At 63.1% G+C, this 23,072-nt stretch carries 18 protein-coding genes and 1 riboswitch; of the genes, 11 read left to right on the top strand and 7 right to left on the bottom strand.

The features are described 5' to 3' along the window. Positions 1-10 precede the first annotated feature (10 nt). The 4 genes from X566_RS16305 to X566_RS16320 are packed head-to-tail and all read left to right on the top strand — an operon-like array spanning position 11 to position 4,577. Entirely contained in the window at positions 11-1,003 is a 993-nt protein-coding gene (locus X566_RS16305; RefSeq protein ID WP_152539937.1) for an ABC transporter permease, read from the top strand. Next, positions 1,000-1,839, top strand: a complete 840-nt coding sequence (locus tag X566_RS16310; RefSeq protein ID WP_034469388.1) for an ABC transporter permease — start codon at positions 1,000-1,002, stop codon at positions 1,837-1,839. Before X566_RS16305 ends, X566_RS16310 begins: the two co-directional genes overlap by 4 nt. Next, positions 1,836-3,509: an ABC transporter ATP-binding protein gene (locus tag X566_RS16315; protein WP_051444263.1), complete on the top strand. Its 1,674-nt coding sequence runs from the start codon at positions 1,836-1,838 to the stop codon at positions 3,507-3,509. Before X566_RS16310 ends, X566_RS16315 begins: the two co-directional genes overlap by 4 nt. Before the next feature lie 24 nt (positions 3,510-3,533). Beyond that, positions 3,534-4,577, top strand: coding sequence for a histone deacetylase family protein (locus tag X566_RS16320; protein ID WP_034469390.1), 1,044 nt, complete (start codon positions 3,534-3,536; stop codon positions 4,575-4,577). A gap of 39 nt (positions 4,578-4,616) precedes the next feature. Here the strand turns inward: X566_RS16320 and panD are convergent, their stop codons facing one another. From panD to X566_RS16340, 4 genes are all read right to left on the bottom strand, one after another. Beyond that, positions 4,617-4,973 carry an aspartate 1-decarboxylase gene (panD, locus tag X566_RS16325; RefSeq protein WP_034469392.1) on the bottom strand — a complete coding sequence of 119 codons (357 nt, stop codon included), beginning with the start codon at positions 4,971-4,973 and terminating at the stop codon, positions 4,617-4,619. A 387-nt stretch (positions 4,974-5,360) separates the two neighbouring features. Beyond that, the gene (locus X566_RS16330) at positions 5,361-6,599 is read right to left on the bottom strand and encodes an aminotransferase class I/II-fold pyridoxal phosphate-dependent enzyme (RefSeq protein ID WP_206538710.1); all 1,239 of its coding nucleotides are present in this window, start codon (positions 6,597-6,599) and stop codon (positions 5,361-5,363) included. 50 nt (positions 6,600-6,649) lie between these two features. Continuing rightward, complete coding sequence (locus X566_RS16335) at positions 6,650-9,814, bottom strand: efflux RND transporter permease subunit (protein ID WP_051444265.1); 3,165 nt, start codon at positions 9,812-9,814, stop codon at positions 6,650-6,652. Positions 9,815-9,842: 28 nt separating this feature from the next. Continuing rightward, the gene (locus X566_RS16340) at positions 9,843-11,078 is read right to left on the bottom strand and encodes an efflux RND transporter periplasmic adaptor subunit (RefSeq protein ID WP_409337836.1); all 1,236 of its coding nucleotides are present in this window, start codon (positions 11,076-11,078) and stop codon (positions 9,843-9,845) included. Between the two features lie 472 nt (positions 11,079-11,550). On the opposite strand from X566_RS16340, the gene X566_RS16345 reads away from it, so the two are divergent. Next, positions 11,551-12,063 carry a tyrosine phosphatase family protein gene (locus tag X566_RS16345; RefSeq protein WP_051444267.1) on the top strand — a complete coding sequence of 171 codons (513 nt, stop codon included), beginning with the start codon at positions 11,551-11,553 and terminating at the stop codon, positions 12,061-12,063. A 17-nt stretch (positions 12,064-12,080) separates the two neighbouring features. Here the strand turns inward: X566_RS16345 and X566_RS16350 are convergent, their stop codons facing one another. Further along, positions 12,081-12,833 (bottom strand): adenosylcobinamide-GDP ribazoletransferase, encoded by a 753-nt coding sequence (locus X566_RS16350; protein WP_034469394.1) that lies wholly within the window; start codon positions 12,831-12,833, stop codon positions 12,081-12,083. 10 nt (positions 12,834-12,843) lie between these two features. Continuing rightward, on the bottom strand, positions 12,844-13,905 hold the full coding sequence (gene cobT, locus X566_RS16355; RefSeq protein ID WP_034469397.1) for a nicotinate-nucleotide--dimethylbenzimidazole phosphoribosyltransferase: 1,062 nt from the start codon (positions 13,903-13,905) through the stop codon (positions 12,844-12,846). 94 nt (positions 13,906-13,999) lie between these two features. After that, positions 14,000-14,209: riboswitch (cobalamin riboswitch) on the top strand. Positions 14,210-14,312: 103 nt separating this feature from the next. Between cobT and X566_RS16360 the strand changes: the two genes are divergently transcribed. Genes X566_RS16360 through X566_RS16385 form a run of 6 tightly spaced genes read left to right on the top strand, consistent with a single transcriptional unit; the run spans position 14,313 to position 22,128 of the window. Beyond that, on the top strand, positions 14,313-14,741 hold the full coding sequence (locus X566_RS16360; protein ID WP_051444268.1) for a DUF1636 domain-containing protein: 429 nt from the start codon (positions 14,313-14,315) through the stop codon (positions 14,739-14,741). Further along, the gene (cobU, locus tag X566_RS16365; RefSeq protein ID WP_034469401.1) at positions 14,738-15,268 is read left to right on the top strand and encodes a bifunctional adenosylcobinamide kinase/adenosylcobinamide-phosphate guanylyltransferase; all 531 of its coding nucleotides are present in this window, start codon (positions 14,738-14,740) and stop codon (positions 15,266-15,268) included. Before X566_RS16360 ends, cobU begins: the two co-directional genes overlap by 4 nt. A gap of 2 nt (positions 15,269-15,270) precedes the next feature. After that, positions 15,271-16,284 carry a cobalamin biosynthesis protein CobW gene (gene cobW, locus X566_RS16370; protein WP_034469403.1) on the top strand — a complete coding sequence of 338 codons (1,014 nt, stop codon included), beginning with the start codon at positions 15,271-15,273 and terminating at the stop codon, positions 16,282-16,284. An 8-nt stretch (positions 16,285-16,292) separates the two neighbouring features. After that, positions 16,293-20,009, top strand: coding sequence for a cobaltochelatase subunit CobN (gene cobN, locus X566_RS16375; RefSeq protein ID WP_034469404.1), 3,717 nt, complete (start codon positions 16,293-16,295; stop codon positions 20,007-20,009). Next, positions 20,006-20,638, top strand: a complete 633-nt coding sequence (gene cobO / locus X566_RS16380; RefSeq protein WP_034469405.1) for a cob(I)yrinic acid a,c-diamide adenosyltransferase — start codon at positions 20,006-20,008, stop codon at positions 20,636-20,638. The genes cobN and cobO overlap by 4 nt, the downstream gene beginning before the upstream one ends. Before the next feature lie 2 nt (positions 20,639-20,640). Continuing rightward, on the top strand, positions 20,641-22,128 hold the full coding sequence (locus tag X566_RS16385; RefSeq protein ID WP_034469406.1) for a cobyric acid synthase: 1,488 nt from the start codon (positions 20,641-20,643) through the stop codon (positions 22,126-22,128). Here the strand turns inward: X566_RS16385 and cbiB are convergent. Further along, on the bottom strand, positions 22,101-23,072 hold the full coding sequence (cbiB, locus tag X566_RS16390) for an adenosylcobinamide-phosphate synthase CbiB (RefSeq protein ID WP_034469407.1): 972 nt from the start codon (positions 23,070-23,072) through the stop codon (positions 22,101-22,103). The two genes, X566_RS16385 and cbiB, sit on opposite strands and share 28 nt — an antisense overlap.

Below are 23,072 nucleotides of genomic sequence, written 5' to 3' on the forward strand. Positions count from 1 at the left end.
TCGCTGACCTGTGAATCTCGAACGTATCCAGTTTCTGTTCTGGCGGCTGGTGAAAAGCCTAGCGGTCCTGCTTGCCGTCATCGTCCTGAACTTCGGCATCTTGCGACTGGCGCCGGGCGATCCGGCGCTGGTTCTCGCCGGCGAACAAGGGGCCGCCGACGCAGCCTTCGTCGATCAGATCCGCAAGGATTTCGGTCTGGATCGATCGATCCCTGAACAGCTCGGCGTCTACATTCGCTCGCTGGCGACGCTCGATCTCGGACTATCGTTCCGTGAGCGGCGACCGATCTGGGATATCATCAGCGAACGCCTGCCCGCGACGCTACTGCTGACGCTCACGGCCTTCATCCTGTCGCTTCTGATCGGCATACCGCTCGGCGCCTTGGCGGCACGAAAGCCACACGGCACGCTTGATGTCGTCCTGACGACCATCTCGACGGCATTCTTCGCCATGCCGCTGTTCTGGACCGGCCTGCTGGCGATCATCCTGTTTTCAGTTTGGCTCAACTGGCTCCCCTCCTACGGGATGGTTACAGTTGGCGCGCCGCTAAGCGGATTTGCAATGCTCAAGGACATCATTGCGCACCTGACGTTGCCGGCCCTCACCCTCGCTCTCTTCTATATCTCGATCTATCTGCGCATCACCCGTGCCGCCGTCATCGATGTCATGGGCAGCGATTATGTCCGGACGGCACGGGCCATCGGCCTTCCTGCCGGACGGATCTGGCGCCAGCACATTCTGCGGAACGCGTTGCTGCCGGTCATTACCTTTGCCTCGCTGCAGGCGGGTCATCTGATCGGCGGCTCGATCGTCATTGAAACCGTGTTTGCTTGGCCCGGAATTGGCCGCCTCGCCTTCGACGCGCTATTGCAGCGCGACTATAACCTGTTGCTTTCGGTGTTCTTTGTCTCGTCGGTTGTCGTGATGGCGTTCAACTTCCTTGCCGATATCCTCTACGTGCTGGTCGATCCACGCATTGAGGCCGGAGCCCCCACGACATGATCGGCCTGCTACGAAGCTTCGCGTCGCGGCCCTCGACACTGCTCGGCCTGTCGGTCTTTCTTGCCGTCATAGCGATCGCAGTGGCCGCTGACCTTCTATATCCCGGCAATCCGTTCCGGATGGTCGCTCGTCCAAACCTGCCGCCGATGTCAGCCGGCTATCTGCTGGGCACCGACATGCTCGGCCGCGACCTGACGGCAGCAGTTGTTCATGGCTCCCGCGTGACGCTGACGATTGCCGGTTTCGCAACCCTTTTAGCCGTCGCCATCGGCACCGTCATAGGCGCGCTATCCGGGTACTACGGCGCCCTCGTTGACGACGCGAGCATGCGCGTGACCGAGTTTTTCCAGGCCATTCCGAGCTTTCTGTTCGCCATTGTCCTGGTCGCCGTCGTATCGCCGTCGCGCCTGTCCGTCATAGTGGCCATCGCCATCGTCAGTTGGCCTTCGGTCGCGCGCCTCGTCCGCGCAGAGGTCCTCAGCCTGCGCACCCGCGACTTCGTGCGTGCTGCCAAGGTTGGCGGCCTGTCCGACACGCGCATTCTCTTCACCCATGTTCTGCCGAACACCATGTCGCCACTGCTTGTCAGTGCCTCGGTGGTGATGGCGACCTCGATTCTCATCGAGTCCGGCATCAGCTTTCTCGGCCTGGGGGACCGCAACGCCGTCTCCTGGGGCTACCTGATCGGAACCGGCCGGACCGCTATCCGCGTCAACTGGTGGCTCTCGGCATTTCCAGGGTTCGCGATCTTTCTCACGGTGTGGTCGCTCAACCTCGTCGGCGACGGCCTAAGCACCTGGCTCGATCCGCGCAAAACGCAAGCGGCCCGCGCATGACGGATATCCTGCTCTCCATCGATCGGTTGAGCGTAGCGCTTCCGGCAGGATCGGACCGGCCCTACGCGATCGAGAACGTGTCGCTCTCGCTGGCACGCGGGGAGACAGTGTGCGTCGTCGGCGAGTCCGGTTCCGGAAAATCGGTGCTGGCCCAAGCCACGATGGGGTTACTCCCAGACAACCTGCCCATAGCGACAGGCCGCATCGTCTTCGACGGAAAGGAGCTGACGGGTCTCTCCGAGAGAGAGTATCGCAATGTTCGCGGCGTCCAGATCGGCATGATCTTTCAGGAGCCGATGACATCGCTCAATCCGGTGCTAACGATCGGTGCGCAGATCGATGGCGCATTGGCCGCCCACGGCACGCTTTCCTCCGCGCAACGGCAGGCGCGCGGCCTCGACCTTCTGAAGATGATGAGGCTGCCGTCGCCGGATACGATCGGCCGACGCTATGTGCACGAGCTTTCCGGGGGACAGCGACAACGCGTGATGATCGCGATGGCTCTGGCAAACAATCCCAAGCTCTTGATCGCCGACGAGCCGACAACCGCACTCGACGTGACGACCCAGAAGGAAATTCTCGCGCTGCTTGCGACGCTGCGCCGGGAACTGGATCTCGCTGTCCTGTTCATCACGCACGATTTCGGCGTCGTGGCGGAGATCGCCGACCGCGTTGTCGTCATGAAGAGCGGTCAAGTCGTCGAACAGGGACCGGTGAACACGATCCTTCGCAGCCCGAGCGATGCATATACGCAACGACTGATCACTGCCGTTCCGCAGCTGTCGCCGTCAGTCACCACCTCCAGACCGGAAGGCCCGACGGTCCTGCAAATCGATGGCCTGACCAAGGTTTACAAGGGGCGCGCCAACTGGCTCGGCACCCGGCGGGACAGTGTGCGCGCCCTGGATGATGTCCGCCTTGCTGTTCACCGCTCAGAGGTTGTCGCCATCGTCGGCGAATCCGGCTCCGGAAAGTCCACGCTGGCACAAATCGTCACCGGCCTTCTCAATCCCGATGCCGGGCACGTCCGGCTGAACGACCAGGACCTGTCGTCCCTCTCGCGGCGCGCACGCCGCCGGCTGGCGCCCAAGATTCAGATGGTGTTCCAAGATCCGTTTTCCTCCCTTAACCCACGCCACACGATCGAGCGGATCATCACCGAAGCGCCGATCGTGCACGGCGCGACACCCGCGGAAGCCAAGGCGGACATGCTACGCCTTCTCTCGCTCGTCGGCCTCGATGCATCGGCGGCGGCTCGCTATCCTCACGCCTTTTCCGGCGGGCAGCGGCAACGCATCGGCCTTGCCCGTGCGTTGATCTTGAAGCCCGACCTTCTCGTCGCGGACGAGCCAGTGTCCGCGCTGGACGTCTCTGTGCAACAGCAGGTCCTGGCGCTGCTTGCCGATATCCGACGCACTTTAGGTCTCTCGATCCTTTTTATCACCCACGACTTGCGGGTCGCAGCGACCGTGGCAGACCGGATTGCCGTCATGCAGCACGGGCGCATTGTCGAGCAAGGACCCGCGGCGGCGATTCTGGATCGACCGACGTCCGACTATGCGCGTACGCTGCTGGCGGCGATCCCCGGCCTGGCCTGGGAGCGTGGTCGCACCACGCATGAAGCGCCTTCGATCTCCGCCACGTCCTCCAAGCCGGCACGCCCCCATTGAAGAACCGCAAACAGGAACACGCCCATGCTTGTCGTTTACTCGGACAGCCACAAACTGCATTCGCCTCGGACCGCTGTCTATCGCGGGGTTCCCGCGAATTACATGGAAATCAGCGAGCGCGCGGACGCGCTGGTTGGCCTCGTTCGCGCCAGGAACCACGACGTGAGGGAGCCGCGTCATTTCGGGCTCGCTCCGGTCGCGAAGATTCATACGCCCGACTACATCGCCTTCCTGCAGAACGCCTATGCCAACTGGCACAAGATCGTCGCAGCTGGTGGCAACGCGTCGCGTGACGTCGCCGCCCACGGGTTTGCCGTACGCCAGATGAACGAGCGGCCGACCAGCTTTCAGGGGCAGCTCGGATATTATCTCTCGGGTTCCGGCGTTCCGATCCAGGAGCACACATTCGACGCCGCAGTGACATCGGCACATGTCGCCGTCGAAGCGGCCGAAGCGATCATCGCCGGCTCACGGCAGGCCTACGGCTTGTGCCGTCCGCCCGGACATCATGCCTATGCCGATCTCGCCGGCGGCTTTTGCTACTTCAACAATGCCGCGATTGCGGCACAGCATCTGATCGAGAAAGTCGGCCGCGTAGCCATCCTCGATTTCGACGTTCACCATGGCAACGGCACGCAAGGCATTTTCTACGAACGGAACGACGTATTCTTCGTCTCGATCCATGTCGATCCGAACGACGCTTATCCGTTCTACGCCGGGTATCGCCATCAGCGCGGCCAGGGCCTCGGCCTTGGCTACAACCTCAACCTGCCGCTGCCGCTGGCCTCGCCCGATCAGGTGTTCCTGCAAGCCATCCAGGATGGCCTTGCCGCCATCAGGGCCTATGATCCCGCCGTGCTGCTGATTTCACTCGGCTTCGACGCTTTCATTGACGACCCGCAGAAGCTGCTCGCGGTCACCACCGAAGGCTTCCGCAAGACGGGGCAGCTCGTTGGCGCAGTCAATCTGCCGGTCCTGCTCATCCAGGAAGGCGGCTATAATGTCGAGAAGCTTGCCGACAACCTGGATGCATTCCTCGACGGCTTTCTCGGCAACCGTACGGTCTGACGCGCGTGCGGATGCCCGCACGCTGCGGCGCGCCGACGGCTATTTCTTGGCGAGCGGCGCGTTCCGCTCGTCAACCAGCACGACCCGCGGCTCGAAACGCTTGGCCTCTGCCTCATCGAATGAGGCATAGGCGACGATGATGACTTTGTCGCCGGTCATCGCCAATCTGGCCGCGGCGCCGTTCAGACCGATGATGCCGGAGCCCGCGGGAGCCTCGATCACATATGTCGAGAAGCGGGCGCCGGTATCGATGTTGTAGATGTCGACCCGCTCGTTGATGAGGAAGCCAGCCGCGTCGATCAACGTCCGGTCGATCGAGATCGAACCTTCATAGTGCAGATCCGCCTCGGTCACGCGCGCGCGATGGATCTTCCCCTTCATCATGGTGACTTGCATAAGACGAACCTACCCTTGCTATCCTGACGTCCGCGGCAGCACGGCCAAATCGGCGCGGCCGCACGGACGGGTACCCGGACCGGTCTCCTGCCTTTCAGCCGTCTCGGCTGCGAAGCTGGCCGTCGGTCCGAGCGCGCTTAAAGCGCTTTTCGGAGGCCCCGCGCAACATAAATCACACCCGGCACCGCCCGAAGCGGGGCGCCTTTGCTGATTTCTCATGCACTTGTCAAAGGGCTTGACGTGAAATCCCACGCTCGGCGTGTAGAATCCCAATCGGGCGGCCTGTCTGCAGCGGGATCCGGACGCTGGCGACGGCCTGCGGCCCGCCTGACCTCGCTAAGCTCGCTTGGCGGAGAATGCCTAACTGGCGCCTTTAGGCGATCTAGCTCAGCGACGCGAGGCGCGGCGCAAACGCATCGGCGACACCGATGCCAGCAGGTCGGTGTTGTCGCTCAGGATCGCAACCAGCCGGTCAATGTCTTCGATCGAATGGTCCGCATTGATCTGGATGCGGATCCGCGCTCCGTCGACGGCGACCGCCGGAAACTTGATGGCGTCGACGTGAATTCGCTCCTCGTGCAGCAGAGCCGTGATCTGGTCGGCTTTCTCCGCGTCGCGAACAAGCACCGGCACGATCGGCGTTTCCGTCGCCAAGAGCACGTCATCGAGGTGCGACATACGTTTGACGAAATGGCGCTGGTTGGTCCAGAGACGCTCACGCCGCTCCGGCTCGTCGGCAACGATATCGATGGCCGCCTTGACCGCCAGCGCTTGATCCGGCGGCAGCGTCGAGGTGAAACCATATGCCGAACAGGTCAGCCGTAAGATCTCCACGATCACAGCATTGGTCGCGACGAATCCGCCGATCGCGCCGTAGGCCTTGCTGAGCGTACCCATGTAAATGATCCGGTCGCTCGAAACCCCGAAATGATCGAGCACACCATGGCCATGCGGACCGAGGATGCCGGTACCGTGTGCATCATCGATGTAGAGCAATGCGTCATGCCGCTCCGCAAGCTGCAGCAGCTCTGGGATCGGCGCAATGTCGCCGTCCTGGCTGAACACCCCGTCCGTCACGATGATCTTGGTCGTGGCCTTGGAGCGCTGCAGCAGATCGCTCAGATGCGACAGATCAAGATGCCGATACGTTGCACGCGCTGCGCCAGAGGCCTTGATGCCTTCGCGAATGCTGATGTGATTGAACTCGTCGCTGAAATAGGCGTAGGAATGATCTCGCGACGGAGAAAATCCGAGCGGTCGCGCAAAGGAGGCCGCACGCGGAAGCGTCGACAGCGTGCCAAGATTGGCGAGGTATCCCGTCGCGAACAGCAGCGCGCGGGTTTGCCCCTTCGAGCGGGCAAGCTTCTCCTCAAGATCGTTGTAGATCTGCAGGTTTCCGGAGAGCAACCGCGATTCACAGTTGCCGACGCCATAGGCTTGAACGCCGGCAATCGCCGCGGCCTTCATCCGCGGACACGACGCAATGCCCAGATAGTTGTTCGTGCTGAAGGAAACATACTCTGAGTCGTGCATCGTGAACTTTGGGTTGGGCAGCGTCGTCACGCATTGACCGACACGTGCACCACGCAGGCCGTACCACATGCCCAACTCTGCAAATTCGCTCACGCTATCTAACCACCCAGGTTCTGTTGATTGTCGTTCGATGATCGCAGCCACTATTCCGCAGGGACCGGTGCTGCGGCCACGCGCTCGGCAGCGTGCGGACGCCGCCGCGAGAAGCTGACGACGAGGACCGGCAGAATGACCAGGATCAACGCCGGAGCGAGCGTCATGCCCATGACCACCACGATCGCCAGCGGCTTTTGAACCTGCGAGCCAATTCCGTTCGAGAGCGCCGCGGGCAACAGACCGACTCCGGCGATGACGCAGGTCATCAGCACCGGCCTGATCTGCAAGTGGCCCGTGCGAAGAATAGCCTCGACGCGATTGACGCCGCTGGTGACCAGCAGGTTGAACTGCGAGATGATGATGATGCCGTCCATGACGGCAATCCCGAACAGCGCGATGAAGCCGATCGCCGCCGATACGCTGAACGGCGTACCCGTGATCAAGAGGCCGACCACGCCACCGATGATCGCCATCGGGATCACGCTCATGGCGAGCATCGTATCCACGAACGATCCGAAGTTGATCCAAAGGAGCAGCGCGATCAAGCCCAGGCTGATTGGCACCACGATCTGCAGCCGTGCGATGGCATCCTGAAGATTGCCGAACTCGCCGACCCACTCCAGGCGCGAACCGACAGGCAGCTTCACCTGCTCGTTCACCTTGCGCTGCGCCTCGTCGATCGCACTGCCCAGGTCGCGATCACGAACGCTGAACTTGATCGGCAGGTAGCGCTCCTGCCCTTCGCGATAAATATAGGCCGCGCCCGACAGCAGGCGGACGGTTGCGATCTCGCTTAATGGGATCTGAGTGGTTCCCGACGGGCCCTGAAGCCCGATCCTGATATTCTCGATCGCGCGCGGATCAGCACGGAATTGCGGCGCCAGGCGCACGACGATCGGGAAATGTCGATCGCTGCCGGGGTCGTAGAGCTCGCCGGCGGAATCGCCGCCGACAGCAATGCGAACCGTCGCGTTGATGTCGCCGGGCGACAACCCATAGCGAGCAGCGCGCGCACGATCGATGTCGATCTGGATCGTCGGCTGTCCAAGCGAGGTGAACACGGCAAGGTCCGTCACGCCGGGCACTGTCGCCAGCACGGACTTAATCTGGTTGGCCGTCTCAGTGAGGACCTGCAGGTCCGATCCGTAGAGCTTGATGGAGTTCTCGCCCTTCACGCCGGAAACAGCCTCCGACACGTTGTCTTGGAGGTACTGCGAGAAGTTGAACTCGACACCTGGAAACTGCGCCTCCAGCTTGACCAGCATCTCGCGCGTCAGATCATCCTTGGTCAGTCCGGGGCGCCACTTGTCGAACGGCTTGAGCGGCGTAAAGAACTCAGCATTGAAGAAGCCGGTGGCGTCGGTGCCGTCGTCCGGCCGGCCGTGCTGCGAGACGACCGTTTCGACTTCGGGGAAGCTGGCGATGAGCTTGCGCATCTCGTTGACATAGCGATTTCCCTCCGGCAGCGAGATCGTCGATGGCAAGGTTGCGCGAACCCAGATATTGCCCTCCTCGAGCTTCGGCAGAAATTCGAGTCCGAGCATGCGGACACCTGCAAACGACGCTCCAATCAGCGCCACCGAGAAGATCAGCACCAGCACACGGTTGCTCACCGCCCATGCCAGCACCGGCGTATAGATGCGGTGCAGGACACGCATGAGCAGCGTTTCGGTCTCCCTGACCTGCTCCGGCAGGAAGATCGCCGACATGGCGGGCGCGACCGTGAACGTTGCGAGCAATCCGCCAGCCAGCGCATAGGCATAGGTCTTAGCCATCGGGCCAAAGATATGTCCTTCCACGCCCGACAGGGTGAAGAGCGGCAGGAATCCGGCAATGATGATGGTCGCAGCGAACAGGATGGAGCGGCTGACTTCTGTCGCTCCGTGGAAAATCGACAGCAGCTTACCGGTCAGATCGCTCCCCGGCGCCTGATAGGTCAGCCGCGAACGGAACGCATGTTCATCATGCGCGGCGAGCCGCCGGTAGATACTCTCGACCATGATGACCGTGCCATCGACGATCAGACCGAAGTCGATCGCGCCGACGGATAGCAGGTTGGCGGATTCTCCACGCAAGATCATCAACCCGACGGCAAAGAAGAGCGCAAACGGAATCGTCGCGCCGACGATCAATGCGCTGCGCAGATTGCCGAGAAACAGCCATTGCAACACGAAGATCAGGCCGATGCCGACGGCCATGTTGTGCAGCACTGTATGCGTGGTGATCTCGATCAGATCTTTCCGGTCATAGATGCGCTCGATCCGGACGCCCGGCGGCAGGATGTTGGAGTTGTTGATGCGCTCCACCTCACGGTGCACCCGCTCGATGGTGGGCGCACTCTTCTCGCCACGCCGCATCAGCACGATGCCCTCGACGATATCGTCGTCGTTGTCCTTGCCGGCGATGCCAAGGCGTGGCCGAGCCCCGATCGTCACGGTGGCAATGTCGCGCACCAGAACCGGCACACCGCCGTTCTGGGTCAACATGGTGTTGGCGAGTTCGTCGACACTGCGGATGAGGCCGATGCCGCGTACCACTGCCGCCTGCGCGCCGATATCGACGATATTGCCGCCGACGTTCAGGTTGCTGTTGCCGATGGTCTGCAACACCTGCGGCAAGGTCAGGCCATATGCGCCAAGTTTGTTGAGATCGACCTCGATATCGTACTGCTTGGTCTTTCCGCCCCAACCGATGACATCGATTACGCCGGGAACGGCACGGAACCGACGTTGCAGCATCCAATCCTGGATCGTCTTCAAATCCATGACACTGTAGTTCGGCGGACCGGCAAGCTTGTAACGAAACACCTCGCCGATCGGGCTGACGGGCGATATCTGCGGCTGTGCACCGTTCGGCAATGGCGGTAGCTGACCGAGCCGGTTCAGCACCTGCTGCATTGCCTCCTCATAGGTGTACTCGAACGAAAACTGCAGTTTGACGTCGGACAAACCGTAGAGCGAGATGGTTCGGATCGAGCGCAAATTCCGCAGACCCGCCGTCTGTGCCTCGATCGGGATCGTGATGTAGCGCTCGATTTCCTCAGCGGAGAGTCCAGGAACCTGCGTGACGATATCCACCATCGGCGGCGTCGGGTCCGGATAGGCCTCGATGTTCAGCTGCTGAAATGCAACTAGGCCACCGGCAATGGTGGCCAGAAACAACATCATCATCAGGATGCGTTGTTTGAGCGCGAATGCGATGATCAAGTTCATGTATGGCGAGGCTTCTGGTCGTGGCGCATCAGCTCGCGCCCGCAGCCTTGTCGATAAACAAGCTGCCGCGTGTCACCACCTGGTCTCCGGGCTTGAGGCCGTTCAACACCTGGATGAGCTTCTCCTGCACGAGCCCGGTCTTCACGGTCTTGAGCACCAGGCTACGGCCTTCACCGACCGCCCAGACCTTGGCGGTCTCGCCCTCATAGATAATCGCGCTACGCGGCACCGCCGGCGACGACTCATCGTCTCCGATCAGGATGCTCGCATTTGCGAACATTTCGGGCTTCAGCTTGCCGTCGGTGTTGTCGACGGTGGCCCGCACCAGCAACCGTCGCGTGGTCGGATCGAGATTGGTCGCGACGTAAGACAGCTTCGCTTCGCGCACGCGTGAAGCATCGGACAGGACGCTGAACCTGATCGTCTGCCCGACCTCGATCTTCGGCGCGTCCGCCTCCCTGACATAGGCGACGAGCCACACATGGCCGACATCGCCGACGATGAATACGGGATCGGTCGAACCGGCATTGATGTATTGCCCCGGCCCGGCCTTGCGCTGGACCACGGTTCCAGCGATCGGCGCATAGACGGTCGCGCTGGAGGAAACGATGCCGGTGGCGCGGAAGTTATCGATCTCGGCCTCCGACTTTCCGATCAGACGAAGCCTGTTGCGGGCCGCCTCCAGAGCGGTTCGCGCAGACCGCAGATCGTTCTCGGCAGCGGCCGCATCCGCCTGGGCCTGCTGCCAATCCTTTTGCGCGATGGCCTTGGCGTCAAACAGATCGTGCAGCCGCCGCTCGACGGACTGCGCCAGCTTGAGTTGCGTCGTCGCCTTGTTGAAGGCTGCGAGCGCAGCGATGAAATCATTTTGAGTTTGAACGGAATCCGCGGCTTCGACGATGAAGAGAGGCTGTCCCACTTCAACCTTGTCGCCCGGTCCCACGAGCAGCTTCGAGATCCGTCCGGCGAACGGCGAAAAGACCGGCGTCGCGCGGTCCTCATCGACCGCGATCTTCCCTTCCGTCACATGCTCGGCGCGGAAGACTTCCGATTTGACTTCGCCAATCGACAGGGTCGCCCATTGCGTTTCGCTCGGGCGAAAAATGCCGGTGTCGCGCGTTGGCTGCGGAAGCGCGGTGGCAGTGGTCGGGCCGTTCCGACCGACACCGACGATCCACGCCACGATGAACACCGCCAGCGCCACCAGCACCAGCACGGCAGTCGGGCGAACGAAGCCGCGCTTTGTCCTGGCCGCAGCCTCCAGCGCCACTTCCGTCCCTTCAGTTTTTTCCTGCAAACCCAGCACAGCAACCTTCCAGACCAGTCGTCGCCGCAGCCAGACACCCGTCAGCGCGGCAATTGCGATCTCTTTAGATCGCAATTGCCATGCCAGACCTGCGCGCTTGGAGGGGGAAATTAAATCAGCGGTTTCAGATATTTGCGAGAACCGAGCCGTACGCCGCCGGAGCTAGTTGGCGGATTTCCGCCCATTTGGAGCCACTCGTCGGCGGTCAGCCGCCCACCGTGCACCTCGCCCGAAACGACTCGGACGGAAAGCCGCCAGCCGCACCATAGCCGGAGGGCAGTGCCTGCGGCTTCTGATTCGCCCCCACCTATGTTCGCCCCATCTTGGACATCGGGGACGCGCAAATGATAGTCCACCAGCCGGGCAACGGCTTGGCACTAGTGGCCTGGCGTTGAAAGCTACACGGACCTGAAGGGCAGATTTCGATCAAATGATTTGCGCATGTTCCCTGGGACACCTGACACCGACCATCGCGCGCACCAAACCCTCGCATATTCTCAGTTTGCTGTCGCCGAACCAGGACACACCCCGCATCATCGAATCCGGCAATGCCCAGACACTGCGTTTATCGTTCAACGATATCCGTGAGGCCCTGCCCAACCTGATCGTTCCCAGCACCGCTCTGATCCAACAGATCGTCAGCTTCAGCCGAAGCTGGCCTGCCGAACACCCGTTGCTGATCCATTGCTGGGCGGGCATCAGCCGTTCCAGTGCGGCCGCCTACATCATCGCCTGCGATCGCAATCCCGGTTACGAGGAGACGATTGCGGCAACGCTGCGTGCCCGCGCGCCGTTCGCCACTCCGAATTCGCTGATGATTGCCCTCGCCGACGCGTTTTTCGAGCGCGGCGGCCGCATGGTGGAGGCCATCGAACGCATCGGGCGCGGCGCTGACGCTTTCGAGGGCATGCCTTACACGCTGCCGATCGCCTGGCCGAACTAAGGCTGCGCCGCCCGCTCCTATCCGAGCACCGCAGCAACACCAAGCATGAAGCCGATCTCAAACACCTGCTCGACCGCGCCGAGGATGTCGCCCGTATAGCCGCCGACGAGACGCCGCGCGTGACGGCAGAGCCAGATCACGAGCAAACCACCAAGCGCGAGCCCCACCCCGCCCGCCAACGCGGAAAACGCCAGCAGTGGCAACAATCCCGCCAAGACGATAACCGCACCGAACGCGATTTCTCCCGCACGGATCGGCTGGCCGAGATAGCTCACCTTGGCCGACGCAGGATCTCCAATGTGATCCAAAGTGCGCAAGGCGATCATCGGCGGAAATCGTGCGGCGGTGTGGCATGCGATCAGCGCTGCCGCGCCGACTGGCTCAGCCAACGTCGCCAGCGCGCCGACGCGCAAGGCGATGCCCAATCCGACGGCCAGCACGCCATACACGCCGATGCGGCTGTCCTTCATGATGGCCAGCCGCGACGCCAACGTGGTTCCACCACCAAGGCCATCGGCCGTGTCGGACAACCCGTCTTCGTGCAAAGCGCCTGTCAAAGCAATGCTGGCAGTGGTCGCGAGCAGGGCCGGAACGATACCGCTCCAGACCATCCCGGTGAGAACGAAGATCAGCGCCGAGATGCAACCGACGAAGACACCGACGAGCGGAAAAAACTTCGCCGCCCGCAGCAGCCAGTCCTCGTCGAGCTTGCCCGGTGACCGCACCGGCACGCGCGTCAGAAACTGCACGGCGTTGAGGAAGCTCCGCATCCGTCTTCCTTCAGGAGCCGGCAGGCAATATGTCGGCAAGGTTGGCGACATCGGTCACCAGCCGAGCGGCGGCGCGTAACAGCGGCACCGCAAGCAGCGCACCGGTCCCTTCTCCGAGCCGCAAGCCCAGATCGAGCAGCGGCTCGGCCTGCAGCGCCTCTAGCAGCAAACGATGTCCCTGCTCCGCCGAGCGGTGTGCAAAGATGCAGTAGTCACGCGCTGCCGGGCAGAGCCTTATGGCGACCAGTGCCGCTGCCGTGGCGATGAAACCGTCCACCACAACAGGCCTGCGTTTTGAGGCAGCGCCGATGATCGCGCCGGCCATCATTGCAATCTCCAGCCCGCCAAACTCGACCAAAACACCGAAAGCATCCGCCACCGGCGTTCGTGCGGCAGCACGTTGCAGCACCGCGCGCTTGCGCGCCAGGCCGGCGATATCGTGCCCAGCTCCTTCGCCGATGCAATGATCAAGCGGGACACCTGTCAACCGATGCATGATCAGTGCGGACGATGCCGTGTTGCCGATGCCCATCTCACCGATACACAGAACATCCGTTCCGCCTGCGAGGATGTCGATCGCAATGTCGGCACCCGCCGCGAGCGCCTGGCGCGCCTGCTCGGGAGACATCGCAGGCTCTCGCGCTGCGTTCGCGGTGCCGCGGCGAACCTTCGCTTGAATGAGCTGAGGGTGCGGCTCGAGGTCTGCGGCAACGCCTGCATCGACAACGCGAATGTCCGCCCCACATGCCTTGGCGAAGGCATTGGCGCTAGCACGTCCCGACAGGAACAGCTGCACCATGGCGGCCGTGATGGCCGATGGGTAGCGCGATACGCCGTCCTCGTTGAGACCGTGATCGCCGGCGAACACCACGAGGGTCGCCCGATCGATCCGCGGTTGTGCCGGATGGCTGATCAACCCCAATTGGACAGCGAGCACTTCGATTCGCCCGAGCGAGCCGGGCGGCTTTGCCTTGCCGTCCACCGTCTGGCGCAAGGCTGCTTCCAGGCTTCGATCGACGGGCCCAACCTGCGGATGCTTCCACGCCGGCGGCAGTTCGGTTTCAACACTCATTGCATTCCCCTTCCCGCCCCTTGTGGCAGGAACGGTTGCGGGGTCAAGAGCAGATCGATCCCCCGCGCCGCAGTTGACCTGACAGCGCTTGGCCGATAGCGTCATCGGCGATGGTTCGCTCGTTAAAGGGCGATGAAAAGGGAAGCCGGTGCGGAGAGATCTCAAACCGGCGCTGCCCCCGCAACTGTAAGCGGTGAGTCCAACGCCATAGCCACTGGGAGTCCTGCGTGGGACACTCCTGGGAAGGCGGCAAGTGGGCCGTGACCCGTAAGCCAGGAGACCTGCCATCATCACCAGTGCTTTGGAGGCGTCGGGGCGGGGTGCACCGGACGGGAGCGCAAACGGCACCGCCGACGCGATCCAACAAAGCTCGCAGTCCGCTCCGGCGGACATGACGGAAGCATCTGATGGACCGCGACATCCCCATCGAAAAGGCCGGTGCGCACGATTCACGAGACGGCATCGTCGTTAGCATCTGTACGACATGCCGATCATCTTCGGATGACGGCACGCTCCCGGGACAGGCGCTGTTAGCAGCAACGCGCGCCGCAGTCGGTGAAACCGTCAATGTTACAGTCCGCGCCGTTCAGTGCCTCGGCGTCTGCAAGCGGCCCGCGACCGCCGCAATCACCGCTCCCGACGGCTACACGTTCATCTTCGGCGATCTACAGACGGCAAGCGGAGCCGCTGCCCTCGCCGCCTTCATCGAAGCCTATCCCCGCGCAACGTTTGGGCTGGTCCCCTGGCGTGAGCGCCCCGAGGTGCTGCGCCGCGGTCTGGTCGCCCGTATTCCGCCTGCGATCTGGTCTCCCGAGGATGGCGGGCCGCCCAAATGACCGCTCTGAAAACCACATTGGTCCTGGGTGGCGCTCGCTCCGGTAAATCCACCTTCGCAGAACAGCTCGTTCGCGACAGCGGCCTGCATGCCATCTATATCGCCACGGCAGCCGCTGGCGATGACGAGATGCGCGCGCGCATCGCTCAGCATCGTGCCCAGCGGGGCGATCGCTGGCGGACCGTCGAAGAGCCTCTCGAACTGGCCGCTGCCTGCTCCCGCGAAGGACGCCTCGGCAGTGTCATCCTGGTCGATTGTCTGACGCTCTGGCTTTCGAGTCTGATGCTGGGCGGCCACGACATCGTCTCGCACACCCAACAGCTCTGCGATTGGCTGGAAAACCCGATCTGCCCAACCGTGCTCGTGTCGAACGAAGTGGGCATGGGCCTCGTCCCCGATACGTCGCTTGGCCGGCGTTTTCGCGACGAGCAGGGCCGCCTCAACCAACGAATCGCAGCCTGCGCATCCGACGTCGTCTTCGTCGCCGCAGGCCTGCCGCTGTGGATCAAACGCCAATCGAGGAACTGAATATGACGCGCGTACCTGTCACCGTCCTAACCGGATTTCTGGGGGCCGGAAAAACGACATTGCTGCGGTCGCTCCTGACCCAAACGGACGGAAAGAAGATCGCGGTGATCGTCAATGAATTCGGCGATGCCGGTTTCGACGGCAGTCTCATCGAAGATTGCGGATCGAAGGCCTGCGCGGACGGCGACATCGTCGAGCTCAAGAACGGTTGCATCTGCTGCACCGTCGCCGATGATTTCATCCCGACGATGGACAAGCTGCTCTCGCGCGACCGCACGCTCGATGCGATCGTCATCGAGACCTCGGGCCTTGCCCTCCCGCAACCGCTCTTGAAGGCCTTTGCTTGGCCCGCCGTCCGCACTCGTGCGACCGTCGATGGCGTGGTGACGGTGGTGGATTCGCTGGCGCTGTCAGAAGGTCGGGTCGTTCTCGATGAAAGCGCGCTGGAGGCGCAACGTGAAACCGATCCCTCGCTGGATCACGAAGACCCGATCGAGGAAGTGTTCGAGGATCAACTCGCCTGCGCGGACCTGATCGTTCTGTCGAAGACGGACCTCGTCGCGGCCGACGTCCTGAAGGATATCGAAACCCGCCTCTCCCGTATCGTGCGTCCCGGCGTCCGGATCGTCCGGTCGAAGGGCGACGTCGCGCCGGAGGTTCTGATCGGATTGGGTGCGGAGGCGGAGTCCGATATGGCAGCGCGGCAAGGTCATCACGGCGAGGAAGAAGAGCATGACCACGATGACTTCGAGAGCATCGTTGTCACAGCCCCGGCGTCCGACTCGCTCGAAACGGTCCGGCAGAAGATTGCGTCCGCCATCGCGCTCCCCGGTATCCTGCGCATCAAGGGACACACGCGCGTCAAGGACAAGCCCGCCTCGGTGGTGGTGCAGGCCGTCGGTGACCGCGTCGAACTGTCCTTCGCCCGCCCCGACGTCCGGACGTCAGAGCATCTCGTGGTCATTGGTTTGAAGGGCTTCGACCATAAGGCCGTCCAGCAGACTCTCACGAGCTGACCGCAGCCATGCACCTCAAGCTCGCGTCCGAGGGCACGATCGACGATGGAGAGATTGCGCGCGATCTCGGTCAGCAGACCGCTGACATCGTCATCCTCTCGGCTGCGGACAGCGACCTTGCGACGTTCGCGGCAGCCCATGCGAAGCTGCCGGCAGACTTTCCATCGATTCAGTTGACCAACCTGTTGGCGCTGGGACACCCGGCGTCGGTCGATCTCTACGTCGAGAGAACGTTGCGGGCGGCGAAGATCGTGCTGCTCCGGATGCTGGGCGGAGAAGGCTATTGGCCCTACGGCGTTGATAGCCTTCGCAGCGATGCGCTCCGCCGCGACAGTGCATTTGCGTGCATACCGGGTGAGCATACGTGGAATCCGGATCTCGCCGCGCGCGGGACTCTGCCCTTGCCACAGACGGAAACACTTTGGAGATACTGCACCGAGGGCGGCATCGATAACGCAACACATGCTCTGCAGTTCGCAGCGCATCTGATCGGCCATGGGGCACTCCCGCCGCAGCCTCGACCGATGCCTGCCGCAGGCTTCTGGGGCAACCCGCCGACGGATGCACGGCCGAGAGCAGCCATCATCTTCTATCGGGCCTTGGCCTCAAGCGCCGACACGGCTCCGGTCGACGCGCTTGCCAATGCGCTCGACACGCGCGGCGTCAGTCCCGTCTGCCTCTATGTCACCAGCCTGAAGGACGCACGCTCCACGGCATTCGTAAAGACCGCGCTCGCCGCCCATCCTCCGGACATCATCATCAACGCGACGGCTTTCGCCACCGCAACAGCGGGCAACGACGATGGCGTCCTTGCCGCGTTCGATTGTCCCGTCCTGCAGGTCGCCTTCGCCGGCTCTTCACGCAACCATTGGGAACAATCTGCGCGTGGGCTCAACCCGCGGGACCTGGCCATGCATGTGGTTCTTCCCGAAGTCGACGGCCGGATTTTCTCCCGTGCGGTCGCGTTCAAGGAGCGTGCTCCGGCCCCTTCCGGATTTGCGCCCACGCTGTTGAAAGAAGTACCAGACCGGATCGAGGCCACGGCCGAGCATGCGGCCGCCTGGATCAATCTGCGCCGCCTGCAACCGGGCGGACGAAAGGTCGCGATCGTTCTGGCGAACTATCCGAACCGCGATGGACGGCTTGCAAACGGTGTCGGCCTCGATACGCCGCAAAGCCTGAGCGGACTTCTGCAGGCCATGCGCGCCGCAGGTTACGCAATCGAAGCTGCCCCTAACGATGCGCCGACGATGATGAGCCTGCTGCAGCGCGGGCCGACGAACGCGCTCGACAATCGCGTGGCGAGAGTCGGCGGCGTATCCTGGCCCGTTGACGCCTATGCGCAGGCATTTGCCCGCATGCCCCAGACCTTACGCGACGCAGTCGTCGCGCGCTGGGGAACCCCTGCGGAGGACCCGCACGTCGAAGCCGGCGCATTCAGGTTCGGCCTGCATCGTTTCGGCAATGCCGTCGTGGGTATCCAACCGGCGCGCGGATACAACATCGACCCGAAATCGACCTATCACGATCCGGACCTGATCCCGCCGCACCACTATCTGGCGTTCTATCTCTGGCTCAGGCACGCGTTCGGCATCCACGCGATTGTACATCTCGGCAAGCATGGCAATCTCGAGTGGCTGCCCGGCAAAAGTACCGGTCTTGCACAAGACTGCGCGCCCGACGCGATCCTCGGATCGCTTCCGCATCTCTATCCGTTTATTGTCAACGATCCCGGCGAAGGCATTCAGGCCAAACGACGCACCGCGGCCGTCATCGTCGATCATCTCACCCCTGCGCTGACGCGCGCCGAGCTGCATGACGATCTCGCACGGCTTGAGGCGATGGTGGACGAATATGCGCTGGCAGCCGATCTCGATCCTAGACGGGCTGCCATCATCGCCGACGACATTGTTTCGCTCGCGCGCGCCATGCAGATCGACTCAGACCTGAATCTCGCCCGCAACACCTCGACCACCGAGACGCTGCGAGCGCTGGACGCGCATCTGTGCGACCTGAAGGAAATGCAAATCCGCGACGGGCTTCACGTCTTCGGCCGCGCCCCCGAGGGACGGCAGCAGACCGACTTGCTCGTCTCGATCGCACGTGTCCCGCGCTCGGATATGCGCCGCGAGGACGGCTCGCTGCATCGCGCGATTGCCGCGGACCTCGGGTTGACCGGTTTCGATCCGCTCGACCGCAATCTCGCCGACGATTATACGGGCCCTCGGCCATCGGTCCTGCAGAGGGTTTTGCCCAGACCGATCTGGCGTACCAATGGCGATACGGTTGAACGCATCGAGGCCCTGGCAGCAGAGTTGGTCGCAGGGACGACACCCGTGCATCCCGCCTGGACCGGCACGAACGCGATCCTCGCGTGGATCGACACGACACTGCGCCCCGCCGTCACCTGCAGTGGCACACGCGAAACTGCAGCCCTGCTGCATGGCCTCAATGGCGGCTTCGTCACACCCGGGCCGGCCGGGGCCCCCACCCGAGGGCGGCCGGATGTCCTGCCGACCGGCCGCAACTTCTTTGCGGTGGATACCCGCGCCGTACCGACGCCTTCGGCATGGAGGATCGGCAAGCTCACTGCCGAAAGGCTGATCGAGGCGTACTGGCAAGAGACTGGCGATTGGCCCCGCTCGATCGCACTCTCGGCCTGGGGCACGGCGAACATGCGCACCGGCGGCGACGATGTTGCGCAAGCCCTCGCTTTGATCGGCGCGCAGCCGCAGTGGGAGCCCGGCACCGGCCGCATCACCGGTTTCACGATCATTCCGTTGTCGGAGCTTGGACGGCCGCGCATCGATCTCACGCTGCGCGTGTCGGGATTGTTCCGCGATGCATTCCCGGCGCAGATGGATTTGATCGACAGTGCCGTCCGGGCGATCGCGGCACTCAACGAGCCGGACGACGCCAATCCCCTCGCCGCTCACGTCCGCGCCACGCGCCGGAAGCTCGCAGCCGCCGGCATGGCCCATGACGAAGCAGAACGTCGTGCGAGCTTGCGCGTGTTTGGTGCCAAACCTGGAGCCTACGGCGCTGGCCTGCAGGCCCTGATCGACGAAGGCGGCTGGCAGAGCCGCGCCGACCTCGCCGACAGCTATCTCGCATGGAGCAGTTATGCCTATGGCGGCGGTGCCGAGGGGACGAACGCACGCGATCTGTTGAGCGAACGTCTCGCCTCCATCGAGGTCGTTGCCCAGGCGCAGGATAATCGCGAGCACGACATCCTCGACTCCGACGACTACTATCAATTCATGGGCGGCCTGGCCTCGACGGTCGAAACCCTCCGCGGCGCCGCGCCGCGCGTGATCCATCTCGATACGTCGCGCGCGGAAACTCCGGTCGCTCGAAGCCTTTCCCATGAGATATCCCGTGTGGTGCGCGGCCGTGCCGCCAACCCGAAATGGATCGACGGTATCATGCGCCATGGATACAAGGGCGCGTTCGAGATCGCGGCCACCGTTGACTATCTGTTCGGCTTCGCTGCCAGCACGGATGCCGTGGGCAATCATCACTTCGACCAGTTGTTCTCGGCATTCATCGAAAACGAACGCGTGCGAACGTTCATGGCGGAAGCCAATCCGGCGGCCTTGAACGAAACAGCTCTGCGTTTTCAGGAAGCCGTGCGGCGCGGCCTCTGGCGACCGCGTTCGAACAGCGCCACAGACCTTCTGGCGGCGCTTACAATCCGTCAAACCGTCAAGGAAGCAATCGCATGACCGCCACCACCGCCGCCGACGACGACGCCGTCAACGCCCGTCATCATGAGAAGATGCGCAAGCATAAGGCGGCGCGCGACAAGATCATGGCCACGAAGAGCGGCGAAAAGGGCCTCATCATTGTCAACACCGGCACTGGTAAGGGCAAAACCTCCGCAGCGCTCGGTATGGTCTTCCGGCATATCGGTCACGGATGGCCGGTTGCGGTCGTGCAGTTCATCAAGTCGCCGACGTGGGATACCGGCGAAGCCAAGCTGCTCGCGAAATTTCCAGAACTCGCGACCTTGCATATCATGGGCGAAGGCTTCACCTGGGAAACGCAGGATCGCGCCAGGGATATCGCCGCCGCAGAAGCTGCATGGGCCCGCGCGAAAGAGCTCATTCTCGATGATCGGCACCGGCTGGTCCTGCTCGACGAGCTCAACATCGTGCTGCGATACGACTATCTCTCCGTAGCCGAGGTCGTTACGTTCCTGCGCGAGCACAAACCCGCGGACAAGCACGTCGTTGTGACGGGCCGAAATGCCCACGCCGACCTGATCGAGATCGCCGATCTTGTCACCGATATGACGCTGGTCAAGCACCCGTTCCGCCAAGGAATCAAGGCGCAAAAGGGAATCGAGTTCTGATCATGGTGCGCACGCCCGCCGTGATGATCCAGGGGACGGGCTCGAACGCCGGCAAGTCGATGATTGTCGCCGGGCTGGCACGCGCCCTGGTGCGTCGCGGCCTTCGCGTCGCTCCATTCAAGCCGCAGAACATGTCGAACAACGCGGCCATCGCCGTCGAAGGCGGAGAGATCGGCCGGGCGCAGGCGGTGCAGGCGCGCGCCGCCCGGCGTCCGCCGAGCATCCACATGAACCCGGTTCTGCTGAAGCCTGAGACCGACACTGGCGCCCAGGTGATCGTTCAGGGCCGCCGTGCCGGCACACTGCGCGCGCGCGACTACACCGGCGGCCGCGCCGGCCTGCTCGCGTCCGTGCTGGACAGCTTCGAGCGCCTTGCTGCCGCAAACGACATCGTGCTCGTCGAAGGCGCCGGCAGTCCGGCGGAGATCAATCTTCGGCATGGTGACATCGCCAATATGGGTTTTGCCGATGCGGCCGATGTCCCCGTCGTTCTCGCCGGCGACATCGATCGCGGCGGCGTCATTGCAAGCCTGGTCGGCACGCATGCCGTGCTTGAACCGGTGGAGCGATCGCGCATCCGCGGCTTCCTGATCAACAAATTTCGCGGCGACCCAGGCCTGTTCCAGGAGGGGCTTTCCGCCATCGCCAGCAAGACCGGCTGGCCGTCCCTCGGCGTGATTCCATGGCTGCCGCCCGCCGCTTGGCTGCCTGCCGAGGATGCGGTCGATCTCGAGCGAGGCTCAGGCACTGCAAAGACATCGCTGACGATCGCCGTCCCGGTGCTATCGCGGATCGCCAACTTCGACGACCTCGATCCGCTCGGCATGGAGCCGAACGTCAATCTGGTTTTCGTGCGCCCAGGCGAGCCGATCCCTCGCGCCGCACAGATCGTCATCCTGCCAGGCACGAAGTCGACGATTGGCGATCTCGCCTTCCTACGCGCGCAGGGCTGGGACATCGACATTAAAGCCCATGTCCGGCACGGCGGTCATGTGCTCGGCCTTTGCGGCGGCTATCAACTGCTGGGCCGGACCATCGCCGATCCGGACGGCTTCGATGGCCCGGCCGGCACAGTCGATGGACTCGGTCTGCTCGACGTCACGACGATTATGTCCGGCGAGAAATCAACGACGCAGGTGCAGGGCCTCCACTGCGCCACAGGAACACCGGTCGCAGGCTACGAGATTCATCTCGGCCGCACCGAGGGCGCCGATTGCCAGCGTCCGGTCGTGACGATCGAGGGGCGCAGAGATGGCGCCATCTCTGCCGACGGACGCGTGCAAGGCACCTATCTGCATGGTCTGTTCACGAGCGACGCGTTCCGCCGCGCCTGGCTGGCGCAGTTCGGCGCCGACTCCTCACTCGCCTACGAAAGCCGGATCGAACAAGCCCTTGACGCCCTCGCCGATCATCTGGAGGCGCATCTCGATATCGATGCGATCCTCGCGATCGCCAGGAGCCGTCAGAACGCAACCACCAGGAGCGCGTAAAGCCCGGCATGCAGGACGCTTGCCACGATCAGGACGCGCAGCGCGCGATGGATGTCCTTTGGATCGGCATCCTTCCGGCCATCCCTGTTGAGAAACGGATCGTCGACCATTTTCTCCGCATATCGTCGCGGACCTGCCAAAGCGAGACCTAGCGCACCCGCCATCGCTGCCTCGGGCCAGCCGGCATTCGGCGAGCGATGCAGCCGGGCGTCCCGCACCATCAGTTGCAGGGCTGCAATGAAGCGCCCGCCTACAGCGGGAGCCGCAACCGCAATCAGCAACCCCGAAAGCCTTGCCGGAACGAGATTCAGGCCGTCATCAAGACGTGCAGCAGCCCATCCGAAGGCCTCATGCCGCTCCGTGCGATGGCCGACCATGGAGTCGGCGGTGTTGACCACCTTGTAGATCAGAAGCCCAGGCAAGCCGAACAACGCAAACCAGAACGCAGGCGCGACGACGCCGTCGGAGAAATTCTCAGCGCACGATTCAACGGCCGCGCGGCAAACGCCCGTTTCATCGAGCGAGGCAGGATCGCGGCCGACGATCATCGCCACCGCCCGCCGGGCCTGAGCAAGACCGCCGCTCTCGAACGCATCCCCAACGGCAGCCACATGCTCATACAAGCTCCGCTGCGCGAGAAAGGTCGCAGCGATCAACGCGATCAGGATTTCGCCGCCGCCGATCGCCTGCAGCGCGCGTTCCATGAGGACCCCGATCGCTCCTGCCCCCAACACGAGAGCTATCGTGCAAGCAAGACCGCAACCGCGACGCCAAGCGTCCGCCCCCGATGGCGAATTGAACGCGCGATCGAACCAGCCGATCACAGCCCCGATCACCGTCACCGGATGCGGCAACCGTCGCCACAACCAATTGGGATCACCGACGACGGCATCGATCGCCAGCGCACCCAACAACACCAGCAGCGTATCCGGCCAGATCAGCAC

Origin of the sequence: Afipia sp. P52-10 (genome assembly GCF_000516555.1) — a bacterium.
In the GTDB taxonomy this organism is placed as follows: domain Bacteria; phylum Pseudomonadota; class Alphaproteobacteria; order Rhizobiales; family Xanthobacteraceae; genus P52-10.